Genomic DNA, 25320 nt, shown 5'->3' on the forward strand with positions numbered 1-25320 from the left:
TTGGACTATTGGACGATTCTTCGGTCAGGTGCCGATGACGAGTTGCAGGTCTTCGCCCAGCGTGTAGGGCGGGATGTCGAGGTTGCGCGGTGCCGGCCCTTTCCGTATCCGACCCGAAGTATCGTAATGCGACCCGTGGCACGGGCAGAACCACCCGCCGAACTCGCCCACCGCCGCCCCATCCTGGCCCAGGGGAATACAGCCCAGATGCGTGCAGACCCCGATGACGATCAGCCATTCACCATCCTCCCCCGCCGCGCGGTTTTCATCCAGTGCCGGCTCTTCGCCACTTAGATTGGGATTCTCGCCCGTTTCATCAACAGGATCGGGAAGCTCGTCGAGATCGACGGCACGTGCAGCCTCGATTGCCGCTGGAGACCTGCGCCAGGCGAAGACCGGGCGCCCCTGCCACTTCACGGTAATACGCTGGCCCGGTTCGACGCCGGAAAGATCGACCCTGACCGTCCCGGCGGCGGCTACGTCGGCTGAGGGGTTCATCGAATTGATCAAGGGCCAGACGGCAGCGCCGGTGGCAACCGCTCCGGTAGAAACCGTTGCATAGTAGAGGAAATCGCGTCGCTCCGACGCGGGTTCCTGATCGGGGTGGTCATTCGTCTGGCTCATCATGACTCCTCCGGTTTGTCGTTTGTCTCGGCTGCAAGGACCGGGCTTTCGATATGAACACCCGCATCCACATGCAGCACCTCGCCCGTGATGCCGCTGGTATAGTCACTGGCGAACAGCAGGGCGGCTCGGCCCACCTCGTCGGCCTCGATGTTTCTCCGCAGGGGCGCGGCACGCGCCGTCGCGCCCAGAAGTCCGGTAAAACCGGTCAATCCCGACGCCGCACGGGTCCGCACCGGCCCGGCCGAAATGGCGTTGACGCGGATACTGGCGGGGCCCAGTTCATGCGCAAGATAGCGTACCGTGGCTTCGAGCGCGGCCTTGACCGGCCCCATCACGTTGTAGTTCTCCACGACACGTTCCCCGCCGAGATAACTCAGCGTGATCAGGCTGCCGCCGCTGGTCATCAGGGGTTCGGCCAGACGGGCCATCCGGACAAGGGAATGGACCGACACATCCATCGCTTCGGTGAATCCTTCGGCCGAGCAATCGGTCAGGCGGCCATGAAGGTCGGCGGGCGGCACGCTGCCCACGGCATGAAGGATGAAATCCAGCTTTCCCCAGCGTTCGGTGATGGCCTCAAAAACGGCCGCGAGTTCGTGCGGCGCCGCGACATTGCAGGGCAGCAGGATCGGAGCGTCCAGCCGCGCGGCCAGTGGTGCGACATGGGGTTTGGTGCGCTCGCCGACATAGGTGATGGCCAGCTCCGCACCCGCCTGACGAAAATGCAGGGCGGCGGGCCACGCCAGGCTGCGATCATTGGCGATGCCGACGACCAGACCCTTGCGACCGGACAGATCCAGCAATTCCGCAGGGTCGCAGCATTCGCGAAAGTCGGGCATGGGCCATCTCCCTTGACATGAGGCCGACGAGGTGTCTGGCGTCTGCCGCCGGCGAACTAGCTCTCGCTGCACGGCTCACGCTGCCAGGCCCGTTTCAGAGGATGCGCCCGGGATCTCACCCTCGCGATGGCGACGGGTTTCAGCCGGGTCATCTGCTTTCTGGCGCGGCCATGCTCGAACAGATGCATCGCCGCCAGCCCGCTGAACACGAGAACCGGAACCCAGTTTTCAAAAAGCCATTCCATATTCGTTCACTCCTTGTTTATTTGGCCTCCGGACGGTCCGCCTGTGCGGGTGCCGTGGTGACGGGGAAAGTGCCGAACATCGCGCCGAAGACATGGGTGATCCATGCGTCGCGCCCCTTGCGCCAGGCCGCCAGGCTCTCGCCGGTGCGCGCCAACAGCGCGCGTTCGGCCAGGATCGCGGGATGCTCGTCCGGCAACGGGTCGCGCGTCTCGCGCAGCGTTTCGGCGGTGGACTTGACCAGCGCCATCCACGGATTCGCCCGCTCGGAAAACATCGTCCGCGTCCAGCGCATGGGATGCAGGGCGCGCAGGGCCTCGGCGCTGGCCGGGGTGGTTGCGGCCCGCAGCCACGGGCTGACGAACGCCGAATAGGCCGCCTCGTTGATCCGCGAAATCTGCGCCACCTGCTTCAAGGCCGCATCGTCCGAGGCAATGCCCAGATCATCGACCTCGCGCGGCTCGAACCGCACCGTGAAATCGCCGGTCTCGCAATCCGGGTCGCCCGCGGGGGTGTCGATCACCATCTCGTAGAGCCCCGGCGCCAGTGCCTCGACCTCGTCCAGGCTTTCCAGGATCGCCCGGTGCTGAAGCCGCGCGACCGAGCCCGAGACGAAGATGCCCAGATGCCCGACATGCTCGTGCGTCATGTAGACGATGCGTTGCCCGGCCGCCTTGAGCGCATCGGTGTCGGGATAGAGTTTCGCGATCCAGCCCAAAGCCTGTTCGGGCGGCGTGATGTTGTCGCCCTCCGAGGCGAAGATGATGAGCGGGTTGCCGATCCGCCTGAGGTCGATGGTGCAATGCGCGTCCAGTTGCATCTCTCCCAGTTCCAGCCGGTTGCCGATGAACAGGTTCTGCGTGATGCCGAGGATTTCCTCGCGGCTGAGCGTGTAGTAGCCGTTCCACCAGCGCTCGAATTCCAGGAACCGCTCACGCTCGGTATCGGCATGGGCAAAGAGGGTTGCGTATTTGTCCCAGATCGCCTTTTCCGGTTGCAGGCTTTCAAAGTTTTGCGCCAGCCAGGCCCCGTCAAAGCGCCCGTCGCCCAGATCCGAGACCATTTGCGCAGCCCATGAGCCGCCGGTCAGCGCACCCATCATCCGCATGGGGCTGCTTGCCGCCTCGCCCGACCAGTAGCTCAGCGGCGAGCCGTTCAGCACGATCGGCCCGGTGAGACCCTCGCAATCCGCCGCCAGCAGCGTCGCCGCCCAGCCGGCCTGGCAATTGCCATACAGCACGGGGGCCATGTCCGGGTGGCGGCGCGCGACCTCGGAGACGAAATCGCGCAAGGCATAATGCACATCCGCCAGGGTCTGGCCGGGCACGGGCTCGGGAAAGAAGATCACGAAATAGACCGGGTGGCCCTCGTGCATCGCCATGCCGACCTCGCTGTCGCGCTTGAAGCCGCCGATGCCCGGTCCGTGCCCGGCGCGCGGGTCGATGATGATCACAGGCGGCTTGGCCTCATCGACGCAATCGTCCCAGCAATCCTCTCCCACCCGCGTGATCCTCAGCAGCGCATAGTTGGCCGGCCGGTTGAAAGTGCGTGCGTCGCGCAGAAGCTCGTAGTCGAAATCAAGCAGCGGCGGCATGCCCTGCCGCTCATGCGCGATCATGTTGTCGGCGCGTTCGCGCAGCGTATCGAGAAACAGCACCCAGCGTTCGAAGGCGTCTTGCGCATAGGGCACGTGCGCGCCTGTCTTTGCGTCCCTTGATGCAGGTGCGGCGGCGTGCTCGGGCACAACCTTCGCAAGGCGCAGGCTCTTATTCATCGCTGATTCCCCTCTCATGGGTGGTCTCTTTGGGCGGGCGGTTCGTCCCCAGCAGAAGCACGAATTCCCTCACGACATCCTCGCGCAAACCGGCAAGGAGGTAGGCGGCATCGCCAGGCTTGATGCCCAGTGCGCGTGCCGCCAGTTCCGGGTGTTGCTTCATCTCTTCCACACGGCGGAACAAGGCCCGGGCCATCGGGGCGTCTGCGTGCTCGGCGGTCTCTGCACATGCACAGGTCATCCGGGCAACAAGGACGCGAAGGTCGACATCCCCTGATGGCTGGGCCGTTGTTCCCCGGCAACAGTTCGTAGTAGTCCGTGGCATTGTCGAAATAGCCCTCCTGTAGCGCCCTCGGGCACGATCACAGAAGAAGACGCCGGTCGGCGGAAATCGTTACAGAACCGGCCGCATCGCGATCAGGATATCTGCTCTTCCAGTTCGCAATTCGTCTCGTGTCGATTGTTCCCGCAGCCTTCGGGCGGGCAGGAACAATCGTCGCGGTCCTCCCGGCAGCATTCGCCGCAGTGGTTCATCAGCGCCTCGCGCAAAGCGGTACGTGCCCGGTGCAGCCGGACGCCCAGAGCGTTGCGGCTCAGACCCAGATCAGCCGCCACCATTCCCCGATCCTCTTCACCAAAGTCGATCCGCCGGATCAGCTCCGCATCGACCGGGCGCAGTTCGGAAATCAGCCTGCCATGGCAGGTGCAAAGCCGCGCCATCTGTGTCGGCGCATCGGCGACCCATTCCTCGGGTTCGCGTGCCGCCGCTGCCGCCAGTCGGCTACGCCGGGTCCCTTTGCGGTAGTGGTCGTTCAATGTGGACCGCAGGATCGTGTAGAGCCAGGCATCCATCCGTTCGACGTCTCGAAGTTGATCCTTGCGCGTCAGCACCCGAATGCAGAACTCTTGCAACACATCCTCGGCATCGGCCCAGTTGCCAAGCCGTTTTGCGAGGAAGCCAAGAAAGGCTCGCCGGCCCTCGATCAGTGCGGTCTCGGTGGATGTTTCGCAGTTCCGGTTTTCGATGTTGTTGCTCATTCCAATTCCTCCTTGTCGAGATCCATCCGGATTACGCGACGGTATTTGGCCTCCGGTTGGCTGGGCTTGCGGAACGCCTGAGCGAGTACAGAACAAGGGCCAACCCGGTCAGAATCATCGGCGCGGACAGAAGCTGACCCATCGTCAGCCCCCAATCGCCGAAATGAAGTGCATGTCCGATCGGGTTTTCGGCCGTCGCGAATTGCATGTCCGGCTGCCGGAACAGCTCCACGAAGCTTCGGGCAAGCCCGTAGCCGGTCAGGAACACGCCCGTCAGAGCCCCGGGCATCCTCAGCCAGCCGCGGCGCCAGGCGAGGTAGAGCAGAAGGGTTCCAAGCAGCAGCCCCTCAAGAAGCGCTTCGTAAAGCTGCGAGGGATGGCGGGCGCAAAGACCGACAACGCCTGCACAGGCCTGTGCGGCCTCGCCCGGAAAGATCACCGCCCAGGGTACTTCCGTCGGTCGGCCCCAAAGCTCGTTGTTGGTGAAATTCGCCAGCCGCCCCAGAAACAGCCCGGGCGGAGTTGCGATTGCAAGCAAGTCCGCGGTGCTGAGCATGGGCGCATTCTGACGCAGGCAGAAAATCAGCGATGCGACGACGACACCCGCAAAACCACCGTGGAACGACATGCCGCCCTGCCATACCTTGAGGATTTCCAGGGGGTTCGCCATGTAGTAGTCGGGCTGATAAAACAGCACGAAGCCCAGGCGTCCGCCGATGATCACGCCCAGGATGATCCATGTCAGAAGGTTCTCGATCTGCAGGCGATCAAGTGGCGGCCCGGCCGATGGCCAGAGTGCCGGGCGACGAACAGCCGCGAGGCAGATGCGCCATCCGATGAGGATGCCGACGATATAGGCAAGCGCGTACCATCGCAGCGCAAAGGTGAAACCGCCGATCTCGATCGAGAACAGGTCGGTTCCAATATCGGGAAACTGTATCGCTGCGGTCAGCATGGATGGAACCCTTGTCTATTGATACGGGATTGAGGATTGAATTGCGCGGGACGCGGCGTCCACGGCGCAGGTACGGGAGGATGGGAGGCGGTGCGATCAGTCATGGCTCAATCCACGTCTTTGCCAGTCCCTGACACCGATGACGACGAGTGGGGTCAGGGTCAGGGCACCCAGTCCGATCGTGGCCCAGGCCGCGCGTGAGGTGTCTCCGCTGACGGCTTCGTTGCCGAAATGCGCGAGCACGAAACTGGCGGGAATGATCCCGGCCAGGGTGGCCAGTCCGAAACGCCAGAAATGCAACCGGCTTAGCCCGGCGGCATAGCTGACGATATCGAATGAAACGAATGGCAACAGGCGACTGATGAATACCGTGGACGTCAGTGCGTTTTGAGAGCCGAGCCAGCCGGCATCCACCTTGTCGCCGAACCACCGTCGCAGCACGTCTCGACCCAAGAACCGCGCGAGCCCGAAGGCCGCAAGTGCGCCGATTTCGGCACCGAGAACGATGTAGACCGTTCCGAGCGTGTGCCCGTAAGCCGCGCCCGCGGCCAAGGCGATGGGCGCACTTGGGATCGGCGTGGCCACGATCGCCGTTGTCATCAACCCCACGATCACGATTGGTCCCCAGATGCCTGCGGCCGCGACCCATGCGGATATCCTGTCCCTGTCCAGACCGGCCAGGGTGTCGGACAGGGGTCCGAAGGCAAGCGCCAGCAGGACGGCCACAAGGACCAGCGCGGCGGCGGCCTTGAGAACAGGTGGAACGGTTTGGCCGCGGTTCATCTGCGCCTCATGTCAGGTCAGCGGCAAACAGAAAGTTCGCCCTTGGGCTTTGCCTCGATCCCGCTTGATCCGATTCTGTGCCAATATGGCAATTCCAGCCACTGGAAGGTCAATAGCGCCGCGAGCAAAAATCAGACTGCGTGCAAGGCCGACCGGAGCAAGTCGCGGACCTGGCCGGCCAACGCGTCCAGGTCGGCGTTCTCGACCGCTTGCATCGACGCCACGGGGTCAACGGCGCTGATTTCGGTGTCTGCGCCTATTTGGCGCAGAATAACGTTGCAGGGCAGCATCGCGCCGATGCGCGGCTCGATCTCGATGGCCTTGTGGGCCATGCCCGGATTGCAGGCGCCGAGGATGCGATAGGGCGCCATCTCCACGTCCAGCTTGCTTTTCATCGTCGCCTTCACGTCGATCTCGGTCAGCACGCCGAAGCCCTCTTCTGCCAATGCGTCTCGAACACGCAACTCGGCGTCGTCCATGGCGACATCTTTCAAGACGCGATCATAGGTATAAGCCAATTCGGTTTTCTCCGTTTCGGATTTGAGGTGGTTGCCGGTCTTTGGCTGGACGTCGCAATTCCGAACACGGTCCGGAATTCGCGTCCGGATGCCTCGCAGGTCGGACGTTTTGGGAGTCGGCGCCGGCCAGAGCCGGCGCCGAACCGCTCAATTGTCGTTCATCATGGTTCCGTCGCCCATGCCCTGGCCATTGTCGGGCTGAACCGGCGGTTGTGCCATGTTCGACCGCATCATCTGCCTCCGTTCCATCATTTCGGCGGGTGCCGTCATCTCTTCCGCCGTCACCGCGCCGTCACCGTCAGCATCGAGATGCTGGAAGCGATCGACCATCTTCTCGCGGATCATCGCGCTGTGAAGGGTTTCGAACTCGGCAATCGAAAGGGTCCCGTCGCCGTCGCTGTCGAATTCGGCGAGCTTGGCCTGCAGTTGTGAGCGCAACTCGTCGGGCGTGACTTTGCCATCGCCGTCGGCGTCGAACATCTGCATCATGCCGCCGCCCATCGGGCCCATACCGCCCATCATGCCGCCGGCCATCGGGCCCTTGCCGCCCATCATGCCGCCGCCCATCATGTTGCCATGCATGCGCTGCATCATGCCCATCATTCCGTCCATGCCCCCCATCATGCCGGGGCCACCGCTCTGCATCATGCCAGGCCTCGACTTGGCACCGGGTTGCCCGCCGTGTCCGTGATGGGGATCCGCGAAAGCGGCACCGCCAAGGACGGTCGCTGTCAGGGTCATTGCAGCGAAGAAAGTATTGCGGTTCATTCAGGTCACCTCGTGTCAGTGTTGCGATGATCAATATATGGCAGGTGATTGTCGCCACGGAATGCCGGGCAGTCCGGTGTTTTGTATCGCCGGGTCACAAACGCGGTGCCTGTTACACTTCGTGACAAATCTCTTCGGGACGGCACCCCGCATTCGTCTAAAGGAAGGGTCATGAGCGAACCGCCGCACATTCTTGTTGTCGATGACCACCGCGAAATCCGCGATGCCGTGACGCGCTATCTCGAGAAGAACGGGATGCGTGCGACCTCGGCGTGCGATGCGGTCGAAATGGATGCGAAGCTCGCGAACGGCCAATTCGACCTGATCGTTCTCGACGTCATGATGCCGGGAGAAGACGGTCTGTCCGTGTGCCGGCGGCTGTCCGCCACCGGAGCGGTTCCGATTCTGATGCTGACCGCGCTCGGGGAGGAAACCGATCGGATCATCGGCCTCGAAATCGGCGCTGATGACTATCTGGCGAAACCCTTCAACCCGCGCGAGCTGGTCGCCCGGATCAAGGCCATCCTGCGCCGTTCGACAAAAACCGAGCCCTATGCAGGCACACTTTCGGGCCGACGCATCGCGTTCGCCCATTGGATCCTGGACACGGACAGTCGGGTGCTGTCGAACGAGGACGGTGAGCAAATCGACCTGACCAGCGCGGAATTCAAGCTTTTGACCGTCCTGCTGGAACGTCCTCGCTTTGTCCTCAGCCGCGATCAGTTGCTCGATCTGACGGCAGGCCGTGCTGCGTCGGTATTCGACCGGACCATAGACAACCAGATCAGCCGACTGCGCCGGAAGATCGAGCTTGACGCGTCGCGTCCGCGCATCGTCACAACCGTGCGCGGCGGCGGCTATTGCCTGGCTGCCGATGTCCACGAGTTGAGCTGATGCCGCGGCCCTTCGATAGTCTTCGTGGTCAGCTGGTGCTGCTGATCGTCGCGGCACTTGCCGTTGCACAGACGATCAGCCTGTGGCTGTTCGTGGACGAGCGTGGCCTCGCCGTGCGCGCCGCCCTGGGTTTCGAGGCGGCAGCCCGGGCCGCGAATGTCGCGCTGTTGCTCGACGAGGCGCCGGAATCCTTGCAGCCGGCCATCCTTAGAGCGGCGAATTCCCCTTTGGTGCGCTTCGACCTGTCGGACATTCCCGCCGTTGAGCAAGGGACCCATGCCGACGGCGGAGCTGTGGAAGCACGCGTTCGCGGACTACTGGGCGGCGCGCAAGATCGGGAAATCCGCGTGGAATTGCACGAGGTCGATCACGGCGTTCTGCCGATGCCGCACCTCGCGCCGGAGATGGCCGAAATGCATCTCGCGATGATGCGGGGCGAGTTATCCGCGATCGAAATGCAGCTGTCGATCGCCCTGTCGGACGGACAATGGCTGAATGTCGGGACGCGGTTCGAACGGCCCCCGTTGCAATGGCCCTGGACGTCATTCGTCAGTTTCGGGATCACGGCGGCCATCATTCTGGTCGCGGCCTGCTGGTTTCTTCTGACCCGGCTGACCGGACCGCTTCTGCGCGTTTCGCGCGCAGCCGACCGGCTTGGAAGGGGCGAAGCCGTCGATCCGTTGCCGCTGATCGGCCCCAGCGAGGTCCGCGGCCTTACACGGGCCTTCAACCGGATGCAGGCGAGGCTGACGCGTTTCGTTGCGGATAGGACAAGGCTTCTTGCGGCATTGGGCCATGATCTGCGCTCTCCGCTGACCGCCATGCGGGTGCGGGCAGAGATGGTCGAGGAGGAAGAAACACGCGAGAGTCTCGTCGCCTCAATCGAGGAAATGCAGGAGATGGTCGAAGCAACGCTCGCCTTTGCACGTGGCATGGCCAGCGCCGAAGCCTATGAGACGGTGGATCTCGGTGCCTACCTGAGGCAGCTGCAAGCCGACATGATCGACGGCTTCACCCTGAATGCGGTCGACAGCTTGCGGGTACGGCTGCGTCCGCAATCGGTCCGACGCGCCCTGCGGAATATCATCGAGAACGCTCAGCGCTACGGCGGAGGGGCCGAGGTCACCTTCCGGCATGACGCCGAGCACGTCCAGATACACGTGGCCGACAACGGTCCCGGAATCCCCGAACCCGAACTCGAACAGGTGTTCGAGCCGTTCTTTCGGCTTGAGAAATCCCGCTCGCGCGAAACGGGCGGTACCGGTCTTGGCCTGTCGATCGCGCGAACGATCGTGCGGGCTCACGGCGGCGACGTAGCTTTGTCGAACCGCGCCGAAGGCGGTCTTCTCGTGACCGTCACTTTACCACTCGAAACAGAACCTGATCAGCAAGAAAGGAGCATCTCATGACAAAATGGATGTCCGTCGCAACCCCGTCAGCTCTTGTAGTGCCGGCCGGAGCCGCGCTCGCCGATTCGTCGGACACTTGGGGCGATGGTTTCGGTCACATAATGTGGGGAGGCGGGTTCGGCATGGCCGGCGGTTTGATGATGCTGTTGTTCTGGGGGGCGATCATCGCATTGATCGTATTCGCCGTCCGCGGCTTTTCCGCCGGATCCGGTTCGGGCGGCAATTCGGACGCGGCCGAGATACTGCGCGAACGCTATGCCAAGGGTGAAATCGACGACGAGGAGTACGAGCACCGCAAGGCACAGCTGGAGAAATGACCGGTGCGCTCGGTTGACCGACAGTTCGGAGCCGCAACGGCACCGCGCCGCCGCTGTGTCCGCAAGCGACTGGTTGCGCACGTGCCTGGAGGGTTTGTCCTTGGGTACAAACCGGTCGCGGGCCGCGACGGGCGCCCGATTTGTCGCAGACTGTAACCTGGGCCCGTCCTGACACAGTGGGATACACGAATGGACGCCTCCCGGTCTTGCAGGTGCCGCCTGCGCCCTTAATCTCGTCACATGCGAAAAACAAAATATGAAAGGACAATCGATGAGACGTTTTCTTCTTTCAACTGCTGCCGTCCTGATCACGAGTGCCGCGGCGCAGGCGGACGTCTATATCCCTGAAGGAATGGACGGAACGGTTCTGCATCTGGACAAGAATTTCAATGTCGTGGAGCGGATCGGCGGACTCGACAACGTGCATGGGCTGGCAGGCGCCCCCAAGCGTGGTCTGCTGGTTGCCGGCAGCTTGTCCGAAGCAGATCCGGGCATGGTCGAAAAACCGGAGGCCGTATCCGAAGAGGACCATGAAGCGCACCACGGTGGCGGCGCCGCCCCGGCACCCGGCTCGGTCAGCCTGGTCACCCTGGTGGATGCAGAAAGCCATGAGATCCTGCGCCGGATCGAAGTGCCCGGCATCGTGCATCACGTCGAGGTTTCAGCAGACGAGCGTTTTGCCGTGGTCACCCATCCGGCACTCGGCTCGGTCTCGATCATCGACCTCGATGCCGGCGAAGTAACAGCGACCGTCGCCACCGGGCCGATACCTGAATACGCCACAGCCGACCCGACGACAGGTCGGTTCTTCGTCTCGAACGCCGGCAACGATACGGTCAGCGATGTCGACCCCGAAACCGGAATCGTGACACGAAACTTCAGGTTGCAAGGCGCACCCAAGCACATGCTGATCGATGCGGATGCGCGACAGCTGATCGTCAGTGAGGCCGAGGCCGGTACAGTCGCAATCATCGACGCCGATTCCGGCGAAACGCTCGATCGGTTCGACATCGGTGGCGGCTTGCACGGCGTCGCAGCCGACAGCGGCACGGTCTGGTCGAGCGCCCGCGAGCGTGATCGCGTGGTGCGTATCGATCGTGCCAATGGCCAGCGCCTCGAGGCCGAGATCGGTGACGAACCGTACCATATGGCCCGGGTCGGTGACGCACTCATCGTGAGCAGCGCCGCCGAGGATGTGGTCTGGATTCTCGATCCGAGCACGCTGGAACTTCGTGAAACCATCGAGACCGCAAGCACAGGGCATCAGTTCGTGGAAATGAACTGAGGCCGTTTTCAGCCGGCGGCGGGAAATCCCCCGCCGCCGGTATTGCCGCAGCCGATCCAACACGGTCAGGAGTCGCCATGCCGGGACACTCAGCCCGATCCGAGCCCGAAACGCCGGTGGTTGCCATCACCGAAGGCAAGCTGCACGTGACCGTTCCAACCCGGAACGGCCCCGCAACAATCAGTCGCATTCAGGACACCGAGAACGAGATTTCCGGCTATTGGGCGCGCACTTCCCGCCCCTGCCCGAAGTCATGCATCCAGCCGATGCGACCGGTAGACGGAATTGTCCCGATCGGCGAACTCGAACTTCTCGACATGTTGTGCGATGCGGGGACCCTCGTGCTTGACAGTCGCACCGCCGACTGGTTCGAGGCCGGTTCGATCCCCGGCGCAATCAACCTGCCATTCACCGAGGCCGCTGACCGATTGGACGAGTTGGGATGCCGGCGCGATGGAGACGGCTGGGACTGCGCGAGCGCTGCCACGGTCGCATTGTTCTGCAATGGCCCCTGGTGCGGTCAGTCGCCGACGGCGATCCGCGACATGGTTGCCGCCGGATTTCCTGCGGGCCGAATCCATTACTACCGCGACGGGATGCAGGGGTGGCATATGTTTGGTCTTACGACCACTCGGTCGGCATGATACGGCGTCTGCGAAACGGTGTGGGTGCGGCGGCCCGCCTTGATACGGTGAAAATACCATACGTGCGGCCTTTCTACCGGTTGACCTTCCCGCGTTGGAAGCCCGGAAGAACCATGATGAAATCGGAACGCACCAGGAGGTGATCGTGTTTCCTGAAATCGGACAATTTGCCCTCGCCCTCGCGCTCGGGACCGCACTGGTCCAAAGCGTGCTTCCCATGCTCGGTGCGTCCCGCGGCAATGTGCTGTGGATGCGCTGCGCGCGGAGTTCATCAATCGCGCAACTGGTCTTCATCGGCATCGCCTTCGCGGCGCTGATGCAGGCCTTCGTGGTCAGCGATTTCACCGTGGCGAACGTTGTCGAGAACTCGCATTCGCTCAAACCGATGCTCTACAAGATCGCGGGCACCTGGGGCAGCCATGAGGGCTCCCTTCTGCTCTGGGTGCTGATCCTGGCGGCCTTCGGCGCGGGTGTGGCGCTTTTCGGGTCCAACATACCGGATGCTTTGAAAGCCCGGACGCTGTCGGTGCAGGCGTGGATCAGCACCGGTTTCCTGTCGTTCCTGCTGCTGACATCGAACCCGTTCGAGCGCGTGTTTCCGCCTCCTCTGGACGGCAATGACCTCAACCCGTTGTTGCAGGATGTCGGGCTCGCGATGCACCCGCCTCTGCTGTATTTCGGCTATGTCGGCTTTTCCATCGTGTTTTCCTTTGCAGTCGCCGCGCTGATCGAGGGGCGGATCGACGCGGCATGGGCACGCTGGGTCCGGCCATGGACACTGGCGGCGTGGATGAGCCTGACGGCCGGGATCGCGCTCGGATCGTGGTGGGCCTACTATGAACTGGGCTGGGGCGGCTGGTGGTTCTGGGATCCCGTCGAGAATGTGAGCTTCATGCCCTGGCTGCTCGGTACGGCGCTTCTGCATTCGGCGATCGTCACCGAGAAGCGCGATGCCTTCAAGAGCTGGACGATACTTCTGGCGATCCTCACCTTTTCGCTCTCCCTGCTGGGTACGTTCATCGTGCGGTCAGGTCTTCTGACATCGGTTCATGCCTTCGCGGTCGATCCGGAACGCGGCCTCTACATCCTCGGGCTGCTCGGGATCTCGATCGGAGGCTCGCTCACGCTCTATGCCTGGCGCGCTCCGGCGATGGAGGGCGGCGGCCTGTTTGCGCCCGTCAGCCGCGAGGCCGGATTGCTCATCAACAACCTGCTTCTGGCGACGGCGACTGGAACCGTGTTGTTCGGAACCCTCTATCCGCTCTTCATGGAGGCGCTCACGGGCGACAAGGTCTCGGTCGGACCACCATTCTTCAACGCAACTTTCATTCCGATGATGCTGCCACTGGTCGTGGTGATGGGCATCGGACCTTTCCTGTCGTGGAAGCGCGCCGATCTGAAGGGTGTCTTTCAACGCCTTCGATTCATCGCGCTGCTCGCGGGACTGGCCGCTCTTGCAACGTGGTATGTCGCGCGGGGCGGGCCCGCTCTCGCCTACCTGTCGGTCGCGATCACCGTATGGCTGCTCTTTGCCACGCTGCGCGAATGGGCGGTTCGGATCAGGCTCTTCGACGTGCCCCTGGCCGAAACGATACGGCGTGCCCGTAATCTGCCCCGCGCCGCCCATGGCATGACGCTCGCTCATGCAGGACTGGCGGTTGCGATGTTCGGCTTTATCGGCTCGAGCGCGTGGAAATCGGAGGAGATCGTATTCGTGCAACCGGGTTCCGTCATCGAAATCGCGGGCTTCGATGTCCGCTTTGATGGTGTCGAGCGCGTACGCGGACCCAACTACATTGCCGATCGGGGCACGCTTGCGGTCAGCCGGGAAGGTGAATTCGTGACGACGCTTTACCCAGAACGGCGCTCGTACCCCGTTGCGCAGAGCACGACGACCGAGTCGGCGATACGATCCACGCTTGCGGGCGATCTCTATGCGTCCTTGGCCGAACCCGCTTCCGAGACGGCCGCCGACACGGGCGCGTGGACGCTTCGCATCCTCTACGAGCCTCTCGTGAATCTCATCTGGATTGGCTCGACGATGCTGATTCTCGGGGGCGGTATGTCCCTATCCGACAGGCGTCTGCGTGTCGGTGTCCCACGTCGGGCTTCGCGGAGCGGACCCGTCGCAACACCGGCGGAGTAGGACGACATGAAACGTGCCATCGCGGCCCTTCCCGTCCTGATCGTCCTGGTATTCGGGGCGTTCTTCCTCTGGGGGCTGAACCCCGATCGCGATCCGAACGCGATACCGTCGGTCCTGATCTCGCAACCGGCACCGGAGTTCGACTTGCCTGCTGTTGAAGGTGTCGGTGTTCCGGGCCTGTCGCGCGACAATCTGTTCGGGAACTCTGACCCCGTGGTGGTCAACGTCTTCGCCTCGTGGTGTGTGCCGTGCCGGGCCGAGCACGCCGTTCTGACCCGGATGGTCGAACGGGACGGTGTCCGGCTCTTCGGCATCAACTACAAGGACAAGCCGGAAGACGCGCGGGGCTGGCTGGAAAAACTCGGAAACCCGTACGAGCGGATCGGTTCGGACCTGAACGGCCGGGCCGGCATCGAATGGGGGATATCGGGCGTGCCGGAGACCTTCATCGTCGCGGGTGATGGAACGGTGCTTTATCGCTATGTCGGCCCGGTCGTAGGCGCCGAGGCCGAAGAGAAATTTGCGACGGCCCTGGCGCAGGCCAGGACTCGGAACGGAGCCAACTCATGAAATGGAAAACTCTGGCGGTGGCGGTGATGCTGGCCGCCCTCCCCTTCGCAGCAGGAGCAGTCGAGCCCGACGAGATCCTGGACGATCCGGCGCTGGAGGCGCGGGCGCGAGAGATCTCGAAGGATCTGCGCTGTGTCGTCTGCCAGAACCAGGACATCGACAGTTCGAACGCTGGCGTTGCCCGCGACCTGCGGTTGCTGGTGCGCGAGAGGCTTGTGGCCGGTGATACCGATGCGGAGGTCATAGAGTACGTTCGGGCACGTTATGGCGACTACGTGCTCCTGAAGCCTCCGTTCAAACCCGAAACCTACGCGCTTTGGCTGGCTCCGGCGCTTCTTGTCCTGTTCGGTGTGGGCACTGTCATCGTCGTTCTGCGAAGCAGCCGGAAGCGGCAAGTCGCCGAGAGGCTGAGCGAGGAGGATGAACGGTTGGTCGCCGAAATACTGGCTGCCGAGAAGGAGGGCAGATCGTGATGCTTTGGGTCTTTTTTGCGGTCCTCGCAATGTCTGCTGTCGCCATGCTGCTCTATCCTTTGCTGAGGTCCGGGGCCGTCGAAACCGACCGGCAGGCCGGGGCGGTGGCCGTCCTTGCCGACCAGTTGCATGAGGTCGACAGGGATGCCGAACGCGGATTGATTTCGAGCGATGAGGCCGAGGCGGCCAAAAGCGAGATCAAACGGCGGCTGCTGAAGCTGAACCGCGGTGGTTCTGCCAAAGGCCGCTCGGTCACCGGAGCACGCTCTGCGTTGTGGATATCGGCACTGCTGGTTCCGCTGTTCGCGGGGCTTCTCTATACACAGCTCGGTTCGCCGGGAGTTCCTGCCGTGCCCTTCGCCGACCGGCAGGATGAACAGGCCGAACAGGTACGGATTACCGAATTGACCGGGCGGTTGCTGGACCGGCTTGAGAATGATCCCGAAGGTGGTCCGACAGAGGGCTGGATGCTGCTCGGACAGACCTACATGCGCATGGGCCGGTATGCTGACGCCGCCTCGGCCATGGAAAACGTCATCGAACGTGACGACGCGGTTTCGGCAATGGTCTCGCAATATGCCGAAGCGCTTATCTCGGCCGAGGACGGCATCGTAACGCCGCAGGCACGGAAAGCGATCCGGCGGGCACTGGACATGGATTCGTCAAACCCCGCCGCCTCATACTACGAGGCCATCGCGCTCGATCAGGCCGGTGATAGCGAGGACGCCCACGATCTGCTGATTTCCCGCCTGGAGCAGGCTGCGGGTCCGGCCCCCTGGATGGAGATATTCATCGCCCAGGCCAACCGGATCGGTGAAGCGATCGGCCGCGAACCGGTGAGCCTCGCCGCTTTCGCACCCATGGCCGGGGGCGCGCCAGGACCGACCCGGGATGATGTCGCAGCGGCGTCCGAGATGAGCGAGGACGACAGGGCCGCCTTTATCCGTTCGATGGTGGATCGTCTGGCCGATCGTCTGGCCGAAGACCCCGACGATCTGGACGGATGGTTGCGCCTTGGAAACGCGTATGGTGTCCTGGGTGAGGCAGACAAGGCCCGTGAAGCCTACGAGGCCGCGGACGAGCTGGCCGCTGACTTGCCATCCGATGACCCGAGAAAGCAGTCGATCCGCGAGGCGCTATCCGAACTTGGAGGATAGCGGAGACAGGGCCATCACACCGGATCGGCCCTGGTCGCGGCGAGGTCGATTTCCTCGGCTCCGGCTTCATCGAGACAGCTGGTCTCGATCTGCAAAGTCACGAAATAGAATCCGTAGCGCGACTTCAGCAAGTCGTGGGCATCTTTCAGAATGGCCCCGCTGTCGATATCTTCGCGAACACGCAAATGTGCGGAGAAGACGTTCCGACCGCTGGTCAGCGCCCAGGCATGGGCGTGGTGTAGATCCTTGACCCCGTCGAGGCCGGAAAGCGCATCCACTGCTTCCTCCAGATCGATTTCTTTCGGCGTACCGTCCATCAGCAGCCGCGCCGCATCACGAAGGATGCCCCAGCTCGCCCAGATCAGGACGAATCCGAAGGCCATTCCGAGGATCGGGTCAATGAGCAGGAAGCCCGTGAATTCAATCACCAGCGCCGTCACGATGATCAGCAGGCTGCCGACGAAGGTCTGCAAGATGTGCCAAAGCGCGCCGCGGGTGTTGAGGTCGCTACGGCTCTGTTTCCAGATGAGGCCGAGAGATATGAACTCCGTCAGCAGGCCACCCGCGGCGGCCAACAGCATCGGGCCGGTCGGCAGATCGACCGGCGCCCCGAGCCGCATCGAGGCCATGTAGATCACGACGAGCGCCATGCCGAGAAGAAATCCGCCGTTTACAAGCGCGCCGAGTATCTCCGACCGGAACCAGCCGAAGCTGAAATCCGGGCTGGCTGGCCGTCGCGCCATTCGAGCCGCGCCAATGGCGACCAGCACACCACCCACCGCAGAGAAGGTATGAAAGGCGTCCGATATCACGGCGATCGACCCTGTCCACAGGCCGATCGCAAGCTCGATCACGAAGTAGATGCCGGTCAGCCAGGCCGAAATCGCCAGGCCGCGCCCGCTTGTCGGCATGTGCCCGGCATGAACATTGGCAGTTGTTTCTTCTTGTGCGCTCATCGAACGACCCTTTCCCGGCCGAGGCAAAGCACAGATGACTTCTGTCGCTGAGCGCCGACCCGCTATTGCTTCGAGGCGACCCGACCCGATCCGGCGTCCGACAGAGCTTCGAGCACGGCCTCTGTCGACAGCAGTTCCGGCAGGACGATTCCGTCCGGGGCACCGGGACCATATACGGCGTTGAACGGTATGCCGAAGCGCCCGAAGCTCTCCAGGTAGCGCGAGATGGATTCGTCGGGCCGCGTCCAGTCCGCCTGCATGGCGACGATATTCGGCTCCCGGAGCCGTGAAACGACAGGCTCTCGGTCAAGAACCAGCGTCTTGTTCGCCTTGCAGGTCAAGCACCAGTCGGCAGTCACGTCCACGAAAACGACCTGGCCGGTCGAGACAAGCCGCGCAATCTCGGATCTTTCGAACTCGACCCAGTCGGCTCCCGCGGTCGGGGCGGATTGGTCCGCCTCCGACAGGTACCCTGACAGCGCGATCGCGAAGGCAGCCAGTGCCGTGGCCCCTGTGATTCTCGGACCAACGGGAACCCGTTGAACCGACAGAAGCGCCACCGCGCCGATACTGGCCAGTCCGGCCCAGAGGGCCGCTGTCTGGCCCGCCACCCCGCTCAGAACCCAGAACAACCAGAGCGCGGTGGCCGTCAGTGCAATGCCGAGAACAACCTTCAGCACGACCATCCACGGGCCCGGTCGTGGCAGGCGCCGCACGAGTTGCGGAAAGACCGCGACCACGAGATAGGGAAGCGACAGTCCCACCCCGAGCGCTGTGAAGATCACCGCGATGTCGATGGCACGGCCGGCGAGCGCGAAGGCAATCGCCGTGCCGAGGAAAGGGGCCGAACACGGCGTTGCCAGAATGGCGGCGAAGGCGCCGGTCGCGAAATCGCCGCCATAGCCCGCGCCCCCGCCGGCGCGCGCCAGGCGGGTCTGCCACGAGGATGGCAGCGAGATCTCGAACAGGCCGAACAGGTTGGCCGAAAAGATCACCATGACGACCAGCATCACTGCCAGGAAGATCGGGTTCTGGAACTGCAGGCCCCATCCGACCGTCAGCCCGAAACCCCGCGCGGCAATCGTCGCTCCGGCGAGCACCCACATGAACGCCAGGACGCCGAGTGCGGAGACGGCAAATCCGGTGCGGATGCGGGCCGGGGACAGTCCGCCGGACTTGATTGCGGAAGAAAGCTTGATGGACAGCACCGGCAGAACGCAAGGCATCACGTTCAGGATCAGCCCACCGAGAAAGGCCACGGCGGCGATCCATACCAGTTCGCCCAGATCCGGCACGACCGCGGCGATGTTGAAGGGCGGCACGGGTGCATCTTCGGCAAACGCGGGCTTCAGCGTGGCCGCGCGGGTGCCGTCTGTGACCGTCACCTGAAACTCGCCCGGATCGGATGCGGCGGCCAATACCGGCAGCCGGGCCCAGACCAACCGCCCCCCTTCCCCCATCCGTATATCCGGCTTGCCGAACGCGGTCCCCTCGCCCAGTTCGGGGAAGACATCGGGCGCTTCGAATGGCTCATCGCTTCTTGCGGTCAGCGTCAGGGCCGTCCTTGCGTCATCCAGATGGGCGGAGGTGATCGAGATTCCGGTGTCCGAGCCATCATCGGGTACACGGGCCGCATAGGCCGAAATCAGCCCTGCTGCCTCGGTATCGATCCCGCTGACCCTGGGCAGATCCAGCGCGAGATCGAACTCCTGCGGAACGCAGACCGTCGAGCAGGTCAGCAGGCTCACTCGCGCGCGCAGCGCGACGGGCATACCGGGCTCCGAAAGCACGATCCGGATCGGAAAGACGACCTCGTCGTGATAGCCGAAGTTCTCGATCCCGAATGCCGTGAACCGCTCGGGCGCGGGCCAAAGAAACTCGGCCTCCTCGATATTTTCGGAGCCTGCCCAGTCGATCGATGGCGGCTGGCCGACTTCGCCCGGTGAGCGCCAGTAGGTCTTCCAGTCTTCGCCGAGTTGCAGATGGAGGCCCGCCGAGATCGACGTTGCGTCCGGATTGATGCCGTTCTCCACAGTGATCAGGCGGGCATCGACGGCCGGATTCCTGAAACTGTCCGATCCTGCGGCCACAACCGACGTTGCTGTCACGAGGCTCGCGGCCAAAACAAGAACCAGGCGGCGGGAAACCCGACAAAGACGGGTCGAAATCCTCTCTCTCAAGTTTGCCGACATATCGAAGCCCAGCCTTCCTCTCGTTCTCGCTCGACCAGATCCTGAATGGATCACTCGCTGTTTTCCCCTTGGATCAAGGTCCGGCCGATCGCCATTGCCGGGGTGCCGATGAAATCAGGGATACGCGCTGGCGCGGTACTGTCTTGCAGGTTCCGCCGCCAGCCGACGGAACCCAACCGGATCGTCAACCGCTTCAAAGACGAGATCATCACGCGCTAACCCAGGGTCACTTCGATTGCCAGCATACAAAAGCACCGGTCCGGAAACGATCAGAATTGTCCCTGGTCTCCGAGATGTCATTTCGCCGCGTCCGCCGATATTCCGGAGCGGCTCGCTTCCTGGTCTGACTCTGCACCGACCATGAAGCCCACGCGGCCGCCCCCACAGTCGAGAACCGCCAGTCCGTTCGCGCCGGTTTCGGTTACCACGCAACCTTGCGGGACCAGCGATTGGCTTCCGCTGGTTGACAGGCGCGTCGTGTCATTCGCGAAGCACTCCCTCGGTGTCGTAGAACACCCGCCCACCACAGCAAGGAGGAGGACGGGAGTGCCTCGGAACAGCAACGCGCGGCGTCTATTCGGCCGCAATTCTCGCGCCTGCTCGGTCTTCGGGCGCCTCGTTCTTGTCGTCATCGACACGCGCCTTTCCATGACAGGATTTTCCCATGTAGCGATGCATGACCAAATGGACCCCGACACAGAGAAGGAGCGGCGCGAATGTGATGAGGCTGCTGGACACGCCGGCCCCCCGCCCCGCCGCGAGAAAGGCAATGATCGGCAGGACCATTACCGCGCAGCATGCCCACATCCCGTATTTCATAAGCCTCTCCGATCCGGGTTGGACAGCCTTCTTGTCTTCCATGATTTCTCCGCTCGCTTCTCTGGGAATATGTGCGGTTTGGCTACCGGCTTCCAGCACGGGAAGGTCAACATTACAAACCGTTACAAAAATCACCGTTATGTCAGAGAGACCCTGCTTGACCCTCCAGCGCTGGAAGGTGGTCTACGCTCGCCAACAGGCAAGAAACCAGGAGCACTCAGGCAATGTCCGAGCAGGCATCAATTGCGATTGATCGTCGGCGTTTTCTCGTGGCCGCCACCGGCGTCACTATCGCCTTGGCCGCGCCGTCGATTCTTCGGGCACAGGAAGCGGCTCCGACGCGTCGCAACATATCGTCGTTTCGAACACACGAGTGGCAGGACCACTTTGATACTCTGGACAAGGGCATCATCATTTCGGACACGACCACGAAGGTGCTTCAGCACTGGACCGCCGACGGCGAGATGCGCATCTATCCGACATCGGTTCCCCTGACGGATGAATTGACGAAGCGGGGTTATACCGAGGTTGTCGAGAAACGACGGAACCCCAGCTGGGCGCCGACGCCGTCGATGCGCGAGCGAAACCCCGAATGGCCAGCGCGCATTGCGGGCGGAGACCCCACGAATCCGCTGGGCACCCGCGCGCTCTATCTGTCCTGGCAGTACTACCGGATCCACGGAACACAGGATACGCGAAAGATTGGGCGCAGGTCGTCGAACGGTTGTATCGGCCTCTACAACGAACATATCGAGGAGGTCTTCGACAGAACGCCGGTGGGAACGCGGGTGAAGTTGATTTGAGTCGAGCAGATGCTCGCGAGGGACTGTTAAAGAATGAACAAGACGCTTTTGGCCATTGTCGCATTTCTCTTGATCGGCGGCTTTGCCGTTTATTGGAACGCGTCCCAATCCGCTCAAGACTCCGGCGGTCACTCGATGGTGCCGCCGGATACAAGCGCTGTTGAGCAGGGTGCGCCCATCGTAGAGGTCTCGCTGCCGGCGGAGCTGTCGCCCGAAGCGCAAATCGGCAAGCGCGCCTTCGAGGCGAAATGCGCAGATTGCCACGGCGCAAACGCCGCGGGCCAGAATGGTGTTGCACCACCGCTCGTACACAAGATCTATGAGCCTTCGCATCATTCCGACATGGCCTTCGTGCTCGCCGCGAAGAACGGGGTCAGGGCCCATCATTGGGAATTCGGGAACATGCCGCCGGTAGAGGGCCTTACCGATGCCGATGTGAAAATGATCGCGCGCTATGTGCGCGAATTGCAGCGGGAAAACGGGATCAACTGATGCGCGCGGCACTGACAGAACGTCCTTGGCGGGATTTCGTCGGCGCGGTGTTGCTCGTGCTTTACGTCACGTTTTCCGCCATGGCGACCGCCGGGACCGAGGCAGTACCCGGTGATCATCAGGACCACGCAACGGCGGAATACCTCGATGGTTCCGCTCCTGCCGCGACGTCCGGACACGATCTGCCGGAGAGCCATTGCCACTCGGGGCTTGACTGTTTCCTGATCGCCATACTGGCGCCCGAACCGATGTTCCGGATGTCCCAGCTTGTCCAGCGGACCCGAAAAATCTGGCCTGAGGAAAGGCCTGGCTCCATCACGTTTTCGCCTCGAACGCCGCCTCCGCGACCGTCCGCAGAGGCCTGAAAGCAGGCAAATGGAACGTGAAACTATGGAGTAGAAAGATGCAGTATAAAACCACCCTTAGCACCGCACTGGCCGCTTGCGCGCTTGCGGTATCCTCGTCGTTCGCCCTGGCGAGCCCCGGTCACGGCGAAAAACCCGATATCGGCCAGGCCGGAGACGTTTCGAAAATCGACCAGGTGATCGAAGTCGGCATGACCGAGATGGCGTTCGATCCGGAAGAGATCGAGATCGAGAAAGGTACGACCGTCAAATTCATCGTGACGAATGACGGGCGCGCCGTGCATGAGTTCAATCTCGGCACCGAATCCATGTGGGACGACCACAGGGGCGAGATGCGCGAGATGATGAAGAAGGGCCTGATGACCATGCGCAAATTGCGCCATGACAAGATGATGGAGGCCGGGATGATGCATGACGATGCCAACAGCGTCCTGCTGGAGCCGGGTGAAACCGCCGAGATCATCTGGACCTTCAGCGGTGAAGAAGAGGTCGGCTTCGCCTGCAACGTCCCGGGACATCGCGAGGCGGGCATGGTCGGCTCTTTCAAATTCGGTGGCGAAGAAGTCAGCGGCTGACCGCAGCGGCGGAACGGTCTACTGGCCGTTCCGCCCAGTTGCGCAGGACCAGAGGGCAAGGTGGCACGAACACACGGTCGTGACGTGCAGGTCGGCCACGAGACTGCCAAAAACGTTTCGAGTTGCCACGTGTTCAAGTATCGTTGGGTCCACGGAAATCTTCTCGGAGGTACGAAGCACATGACTTGCGCGAAAATTGGAAACTGGCCCACCCTGGCGGTTGTGGGGTTTCTTGCGGGAGCGGGCGCGGCAAACGCGTCCCCAGGCCACGGTGAGGATGCGAATATCGGCCAGACAGGTGATATTTCGCACATCGACAGGGAGATCGAAGTCGAATTGGGGGAGATGTATTTCGACCCCGACGACTTCGAAATCGAGAAGGGCGAAACGGTGAAATTCGTGCTCACGAACGTGGGGCGCGTGGTCCATGAATTCGCAATCGCCACTGATGACATGCACGATGCACATGCCAACGAAATGCGGGCGATGATGAAGGGCGGGATGATGACGACGCGCCGCCTAGACCATGACAAGATGCGCAGCCAGGGCATGATGCATACCGACGCGAATGCCCGGCTTCTGGAACCCGGTGAAGCAACCGAGTTGGTCTGGACCTTCAGCGGCGATGCCGAGGATATCCTGATCGCGTGCAACGTGCCCGGCCACCGCGCCGGGGGCATGGAAGCCAGCATTGTCTTCACTGGCGACCATTCCTGACGCCGCACTCGATGCCCCGCGGCGCGCAATCCGCCGCGGGCCGCGGACACATTCTCGCCGAGCTGGCCGGTAACAGGGAAGGAAAGGACACGATGACGACTCGGCGGGATTTCCTTTCGCACAGCGCGGCGGCGGCCGTAGCCTTTGGGTTGCCGAGAACCGCGCGCGCCGTGGCGCCGCAGTTTCACGAATTGAAAGCCCGACCGGCTGCAGTCCAGCTGGCGCCACCGTCCTATCCGAAGACGGAAATCTGGGGCTATGACGGCGTGATGCCCGGCCCGGAGCTGCGGATCTCGCAGGGCGAACGGGTTCAGCGAAGATTCCTGAACGAGTTGCCACAGGCAAGCTCTGTCCACTGGCACGGAATCCGGATCGACAACGCGATGGATGGCGTCGCAGGGCTGACCCAGGCCGGCGTCGAACCGGGCGAGAGCTTCGATTACGACTTTGTCGCACCCGATGCCGGGACCTATTGGTATCACGCGCACAACAGGTCGGTCGAACAGGTCGCCCGCGGACTTTACGGCGCGCTGATCGTCGAGGAGGCCGAGGCTCCGGACGTGGATCGCGAAGAGGTTCTGATCCTGGACGATTGGCTTCTCGATCCCGAGACCGCGCAGATCGATCCCGATTTCACGTCGCGGCATGATCGCAGTCACGCGGGCCGGCGCGGCAACTTCATCGCGACGAACGGAAAATACGATTTGGCGCTTGATGTGCGGCAGAACGAACGCCTGCGCCTGCGGTTGATCAATGCCGCCAATGCGCGGATCTTCGTCCTGTCGCTCGCGGGCATGGAAGGCTGGACCATTGCCCTTGACGGGATGCCGTTGGGCGCGGCGAAGCCGTTGGACGACGTTCTCATTCTCGGTCCCGGCCAGCGCGCTGACCTGATCGTCGACGTGACCGCCGAGCCGGGAGAGACAGCGCATCTGTTGCGGAGCGATGACCAGGAAGACATGTCGCAAGTGGCCTTTCCCGTGAGCGGTCAGGCATTGGCCTCGCGCCGCGTCCCCCCTGCCGCCCTGCCCCGAAATCCGAAAATGGAGGTGTCGGGTCTCGAAAGCGCCGTTTCCGTGCGACTGAACATGCAGGGTGGCGCGATGGGAACGCTGGATGCAGCGACCTTGAACGGCGTACGCAAGACGTTCCGACAACTTGTCGAGGCCAACGAATTCTGGGCCTTCAATGGCGCGATCGGAATGACCGAAACACCGCTTGCCGATGTGGCGGCTGGACAGACGGTGAAGCTCGAGATCTATAACGACACGTCCTTTCCCCATGCGATGCACTTGCATGGACTGCATTTCCGCGAGATTGGACAAGACGGTACCTTTGGCCCGCTCCGTGACACGTTGCTGATGTTCGGCGGCGAGACTCGGACAATCGGCTTCGTGGCCGACAATCCGGGCGACTGGCTGTTTCACTGCCACATGTTGAGTCATGCCGCCTCCGGCATGATGACCTGGGTGAGAGTGACGTGATGCGAAAGTACCTGATAATATCGGTGATCGTTCTGGCTGCCGCAGGAGCCGGTGGCTGGCTCCTGAGCACGGCCGGCGCACAGACCGAAACCGTGCCGGAAAACGTCGATATTGCTCAGGGCGAGAAGCTTTACGGTGAATTCTGCGCCTCCTGCCACGGGGCCGACCTGGAAGGTCAGCCGGACTGGCGATCACCCGGACCAGACGGCATTCTGCCTGCCCCCCCGCATGACGTGACCGGGCATACCTGGCATCACCCCGATCGCGTGCTGTTCAACTACACCAAGCTGGGCGGCGAGGCGACGCTCGCTCTTCAGGGGGTAGAGTTCGAAAGCGGAATGCCCGGGTTCGGCGACCAGCTTTCGGACGCTGAAATCTGGAATATCATCGCCTACATCAAATCAACCTGGCCCGAGCGTCAGCGCGCTGTTCAGGCCGAACGTAGTGCTGCACAGCGACAGCAGGAAGGAAACTGAA

General features: G+C 62.7%; 30 protein-coding genes. 17 read left to right on the top strand and 13 right to left on the bottom strand.

Going from position 1 to position 25320, the window contains the following annotated elements:
- Nucleotides 1–24: 24 nt before the first annotated feature.
- The 10 genes from petA to BMX57_RS00465 all read right to left on the bottom strand — a co-directional run bounded on the left by petA (nucleotide 25) and on the right by BMX57_RS00465 (nucleotide 7545).
- Complete coding sequence (gene petA, locus BMX57_RS00420) at nucleotides 25–624, bottom strand: ubiquinol-cytochrome c reductase iron-sulfur subunit (RefSeq protein WP_373283062.1); 600 nt, start codon at nucleotides 622–624, stop codon at nucleotides 25–27.
- On the bottom strand, nucleotides 624–1466 hold the full coding sequence (fabI, locus tag BMX57_RS00425; RefSeq protein WP_092361428.1) for an enoyl-ACP reductase FabI: 843 nt from the start codon (nucleotides 1464–1466) through the stop codon (nucleotides 624–626). Before fabI ends, petA begins: the two co-directional genes overlap by 1 nt.
- 56 nt (nucleotides 1467–1522) lie before the next feature.
- A complete protein-coding gene (locus tag BMX57_RS00430) occupies nucleotides 1523–1711 on the bottom strand; it encodes a hypothetical protein (RefSeq protein ID WP_092361430.1) in 189 nt (62 codons plus the stop codon).
- 17 nt (nucleotides 1712–1728) lie between these two features.
- The gene (locus BMX57_RS00435; RefSeq protein ID WP_229724121.1) at nucleotides 1729–3399 is read right to left on the bottom strand and encodes a DUF3141 domain-containing protein; all 1671 of its coding nucleotides are present in this window, start codon (nucleotides 3397–3399) and stop codon (nucleotides 1729–1731) included.
- A 76-nt stretch (nucleotides 3400–3475) separates the two neighbouring features.
- Nucleotides 3476–3679: a hypothetical protein gene (locus BMX57_RS20825; RefSeq protein ID WP_229724123.1), complete on the bottom strand. Its 204-nt coding sequence runs from the start codon at nucleotides 3677–3679 to the stop codon at nucleotides 3476–3478.
- A 221-nt stretch (nucleotides 3680–3900) separates the two neighbouring features.
- Entirely contained in the window at nucleotides 3901–4521 is a 621-nt protein-coding gene (locus tag BMX57_RS00445) for an RNA polymerase sigma factor (RefSeq protein ID WP_092361436.1), read from the bottom strand.
- Nucleotides 4522–4552: 31 nt separating this feature from the next.
- Entirely contained in the window at nucleotides 4553–5476 is a 924-nt protein-coding gene (lgt, locus tag BMX57_RS00450; protein ID WP_092361438.1) for a prolipoprotein diacylglyceryl transferase, read from the bottom strand.
- A 96-nt stretch (nucleotides 5477–5572) separates the two neighbouring features.
- Nucleotides 5573–6259 carry a TVP38/TMEM64 family protein gene (locus tag BMX57_RS00455; protein ID WP_092361440.1) on the bottom strand — a complete coding sequence of 229 codons (687 nt, stop codon included), beginning with the start codon at nucleotides 6257–6259 and terminating at the stop codon, nucleotides 5573–5575.
- A gap of 131 nt (nucleotides 6260–6390) precedes the next feature.
- Nucleotides 6391–6777, bottom strand: coding sequence for a DUF302 domain-containing protein (locus BMX57_RS00460; RefSeq protein ID WP_092361442.1), 387 nt, complete (start codon nucleotides 6775–6777; stop codon nucleotides 6391–6393).
- A 147-nt stretch (nucleotides 6778–6924) separates the two neighbouring features.
- On the bottom strand, nucleotides 6925–7545 hold the full coding sequence (locus BMX57_RS00465) for an EF-hand domain-containing protein (RefSeq protein WP_177175352.1): 621 nt from the start codon (nucleotides 7543–7545) through the stop codon (nucleotides 6925–6927).
- A gap of 171 nt (nucleotides 7546–7716) precedes the next feature.
- On the opposite strand from BMX57_RS00465, the gene BMX57_RS00470 reads away from it, so the two are divergent.
- From BMX57_RS00470 to ccmI, 9 genes are all read left to right on the top strand, one after another.
- On the top strand, nucleotides 7717–8439 hold the full coding sequence (locus BMX57_RS00470; RefSeq protein WP_092361446.1) for a response regulator: 723 nt from the start codon (nucleotides 7717–7719) through the stop codon (nucleotides 8437–8439).
- Nucleotides 8439–9848, top strand: a complete 1410-nt coding sequence (locus tag BMX57_RS00475) for an ATP-binding protein (protein WP_092361448.1) — start codon at nucleotides 8439–8441, stop codon at nucleotides 9846–9848. Before BMX57_RS00470 ends, BMX57_RS00475 begins: the two co-directional genes overlap by 1 nt.
- Nucleotides 9845–10165, top strand: coding sequence for an SHOCT domain-containing protein (locus tag BMX57_RS00480; protein ID WP_229724125.1), 321 nt, complete (start codon nucleotides 9845–9847; stop codon nucleotides 10163–10165). The genes BMX57_RS00475 and BMX57_RS00480 overlap by 4 nt, the downstream gene beginning before the upstream one ends.
- A gap of 271 nt (nucleotides 10166–10436) precedes the next feature.
- On the top strand, nucleotides 10437–11450 hold the full coding sequence (locus BMX57_RS00485) for a YncE family protein (RefSeq protein ID WP_143057858.1): 1014 nt from the start codon (nucleotides 10437–10439) through the stop codon (nucleotides 11448–11450).
- Nucleotides 11451–11527: 77 nt separating this feature from the next.
- Complete coding sequence (locus tag BMX57_RS00490; protein ID WP_092361454.1) at nucleotides 11528–12094, top strand: rhodanese-like domain-containing protein; 567 nt, start codon at nucleotides 11528–11530, stop codon at nucleotides 12092–12094.
- Nucleotides 12095–12239: 145 nt separating this feature from the next.
- A complete protein-coding gene (locus BMX57_RS00495; RefSeq protein WP_092362183.1) occupies nucleotides 12240–14240 on the top strand; it encodes a heme lyase CcmF/NrfE family subunit in 2001 nt (666 codons plus the stop codon).
- 6 nt (nucleotides 14241–14246) lie between these two features.
- Nucleotides 14247–14810, top strand: coding sequence for a DsbE family thiol:disulfide interchange protein (locus BMX57_RS00500; protein ID WP_092361456.1), 564 nt, complete (start codon nucleotides 14247–14249; stop codon nucleotides 14808–14810).
- Nucleotides 14807–15283 (top strand): cytochrome c-type biogenesis protein, encoded by a 477-nt coding sequence (locus BMX57_RS00505; protein WP_092361458.1) that lies wholly within the window; start codon nucleotides 14807–14809, stop codon nucleotides 15281–15283. Before BMX57_RS00500 ends, BMX57_RS00505 begins: the two co-directional genes overlap by 4 nt.
- Nucleotides 15283–16440, top strand: coding sequence for a c-type cytochrome biogenesis protein CcmI (ccmI, locus tag BMX57_RS00510; RefSeq protein WP_092361460.1), 1158 nt, complete (start codon nucleotides 15283–15285; stop codon nucleotides 16438–16440). The genes BMX57_RS00505 and ccmI overlap by 1 nt, the downstream gene beginning before the upstream one ends.
- A gap of 14 nt (nucleotides 16441–16454) precedes the next feature.
- On the opposite strand, the gene BMX57_RS00515 is transcribed toward ccmI, so the two are convergent.
- Both BMX57_RS00515 and BMX57_RS00520 read right to left on the bottom strand, forming a co-directional pair.
- Entirely contained in the window at nucleotides 16455–17396 is a 942-nt protein-coding gene (locus tag BMX57_RS00515; RefSeq protein ID WP_092361462.1) for a cation diffusion facilitator family transporter, read from the bottom strand.
- A 62-nt stretch (nucleotides 17397–17458) separates the two neighbouring features.
- Complete coding sequence (locus BMX57_RS00520; protein WP_268235972.1) at nucleotides 17459–19519, bottom strand: protein-disulfide reductase DsbD family protein; 2061 nt, start codon at nucleotides 19517–19519, stop codon at nucleotides 17459–17461.
- Nucleotides 19520–19633: 114 nt separating this feature from the next.
- Between BMX57_RS00520 and BMX57_RS20540 the strand changes: the two genes are divergently transcribed.
- Nucleotides 19634–19807, top strand: a complete 174-nt coding sequence (locus BMX57_RS20540; protein ID WP_177175353.1) for a hypothetical protein — start codon at nucleotides 19634–19636, stop codon at nucleotides 19805–19807.
- 354 nt (nucleotides 19808–20161) lie between these two features.
- Here BMX57_RS20540 and BMX57_RS00525 read toward each other — a convergent pair whose 3' ends face one another.
- Nucleotides 20162–20449 (bottom strand): DUF2933 domain-containing protein, encoded by a 288-nt coding sequence (locus BMX57_RS00525; RefSeq protein WP_092361466.1) that lies wholly within the window; start codon nucleotides 20447–20449, stop codon nucleotides 20162–20164.
- A 182-nt stretch (nucleotides 20450–20631) separates the two neighbouring features.
- Between BMX57_RS00525 and BMX57_RS00530 the strand changes: the two genes are divergently transcribed.
- The 7 genes from BMX57_RS00530 (at nucleotide 20632) to BMX57_RS00560 (ending at nucleotide 25319) form a co-directional block, all read left to right on the top strand.
- Nucleotides 20632–21210 (top strand): L,D-transpeptidase, encoded by a 579-nt coding sequence (locus tag BMX57_RS00530; protein WP_092361468.1) that lies wholly within the window; start codon nucleotides 20632–20634, stop codon nucleotides 21208–21210.
- A 33-nt stretch (nucleotides 21211–21243) separates the two neighbouring features.
- Nucleotides 21244–21702: a c-type cytochrome gene (locus BMX57_RS00535; protein ID WP_092361470.1), complete on the top strand. Its 459-nt coding sequence runs from the start codon at nucleotides 21244–21246 to the stop codon at nucleotides 21700–21702.
- Nucleotides 21702–22067: a hypothetical protein gene (locus tag BMX57_RS00540; protein WP_092361472.1), complete on the top strand. Its 366-nt coding sequence runs from the start codon at nucleotides 21702–21704 to the stop codon at nucleotides 22065–22067. Before BMX57_RS00535 ends, BMX57_RS00540 begins: the two co-directional genes overlap by 1 nt.
- Nucleotides 22068–22105: 38 nt before the next feature.
- Complete coding sequence (locus tag BMX57_RS00545) at nucleotides 22106–22642, top strand: cupredoxin domain-containing protein (RefSeq protein WP_092361474.1); 537 nt, start codon at nucleotides 22106–22108, stop codon at nucleotides 22640–22642.
- A 60-nt stretch (nucleotides 22643–22702) separates the two neighbouring features.
- Nucleotides 22703–23359 carry a cupredoxin domain-containing protein gene (locus tag BMX57_RS00550; protein ID WP_143057859.1) on the top strand — a complete coding sequence of 219 codons (657 nt, stop codon included), beginning with the start codon at nucleotides 22703–22705 and terminating at the stop codon, nucleotides 23357–23359.
- A 92-nt stretch (nucleotides 23360–23451) separates the two neighbouring features.
- A complete protein-coding gene (locus BMX57_RS00555) occupies nucleotides 23452–24843 on the top strand; it encodes a multicopper oxidase family protein (RefSeq protein ID WP_092361478.1) in 1392 nt (463 codons plus the stop codon).
- The gene (locus BMX57_RS00560; RefSeq protein ID WP_092361480.1) at nucleotides 24843–25319 is read left to right on the top strand and encodes a c-type cytochrome; all 477 of its coding nucleotides are present in this window, start codon (nucleotides 24843–24845) and stop codon (nucleotides 25317–25319) included. Before BMX57_RS00555 ends, BMX57_RS00560 begins: the two co-directional genes overlap by 1 nt.
- The last annotated feature ends 1 nt before the right edge of the window (nucleotide 25320 follow it).

The sequence above is a fragment of the Cribrihabitans marinus genome, assembly GCF_900109035.1.
GTDB lineage: Bacteria > Pseudomonadota > Alphaproteobacteria > Rhodobacterales > Rhodobacteraceae > Cribrihabitans > Cribrihabitans marinus.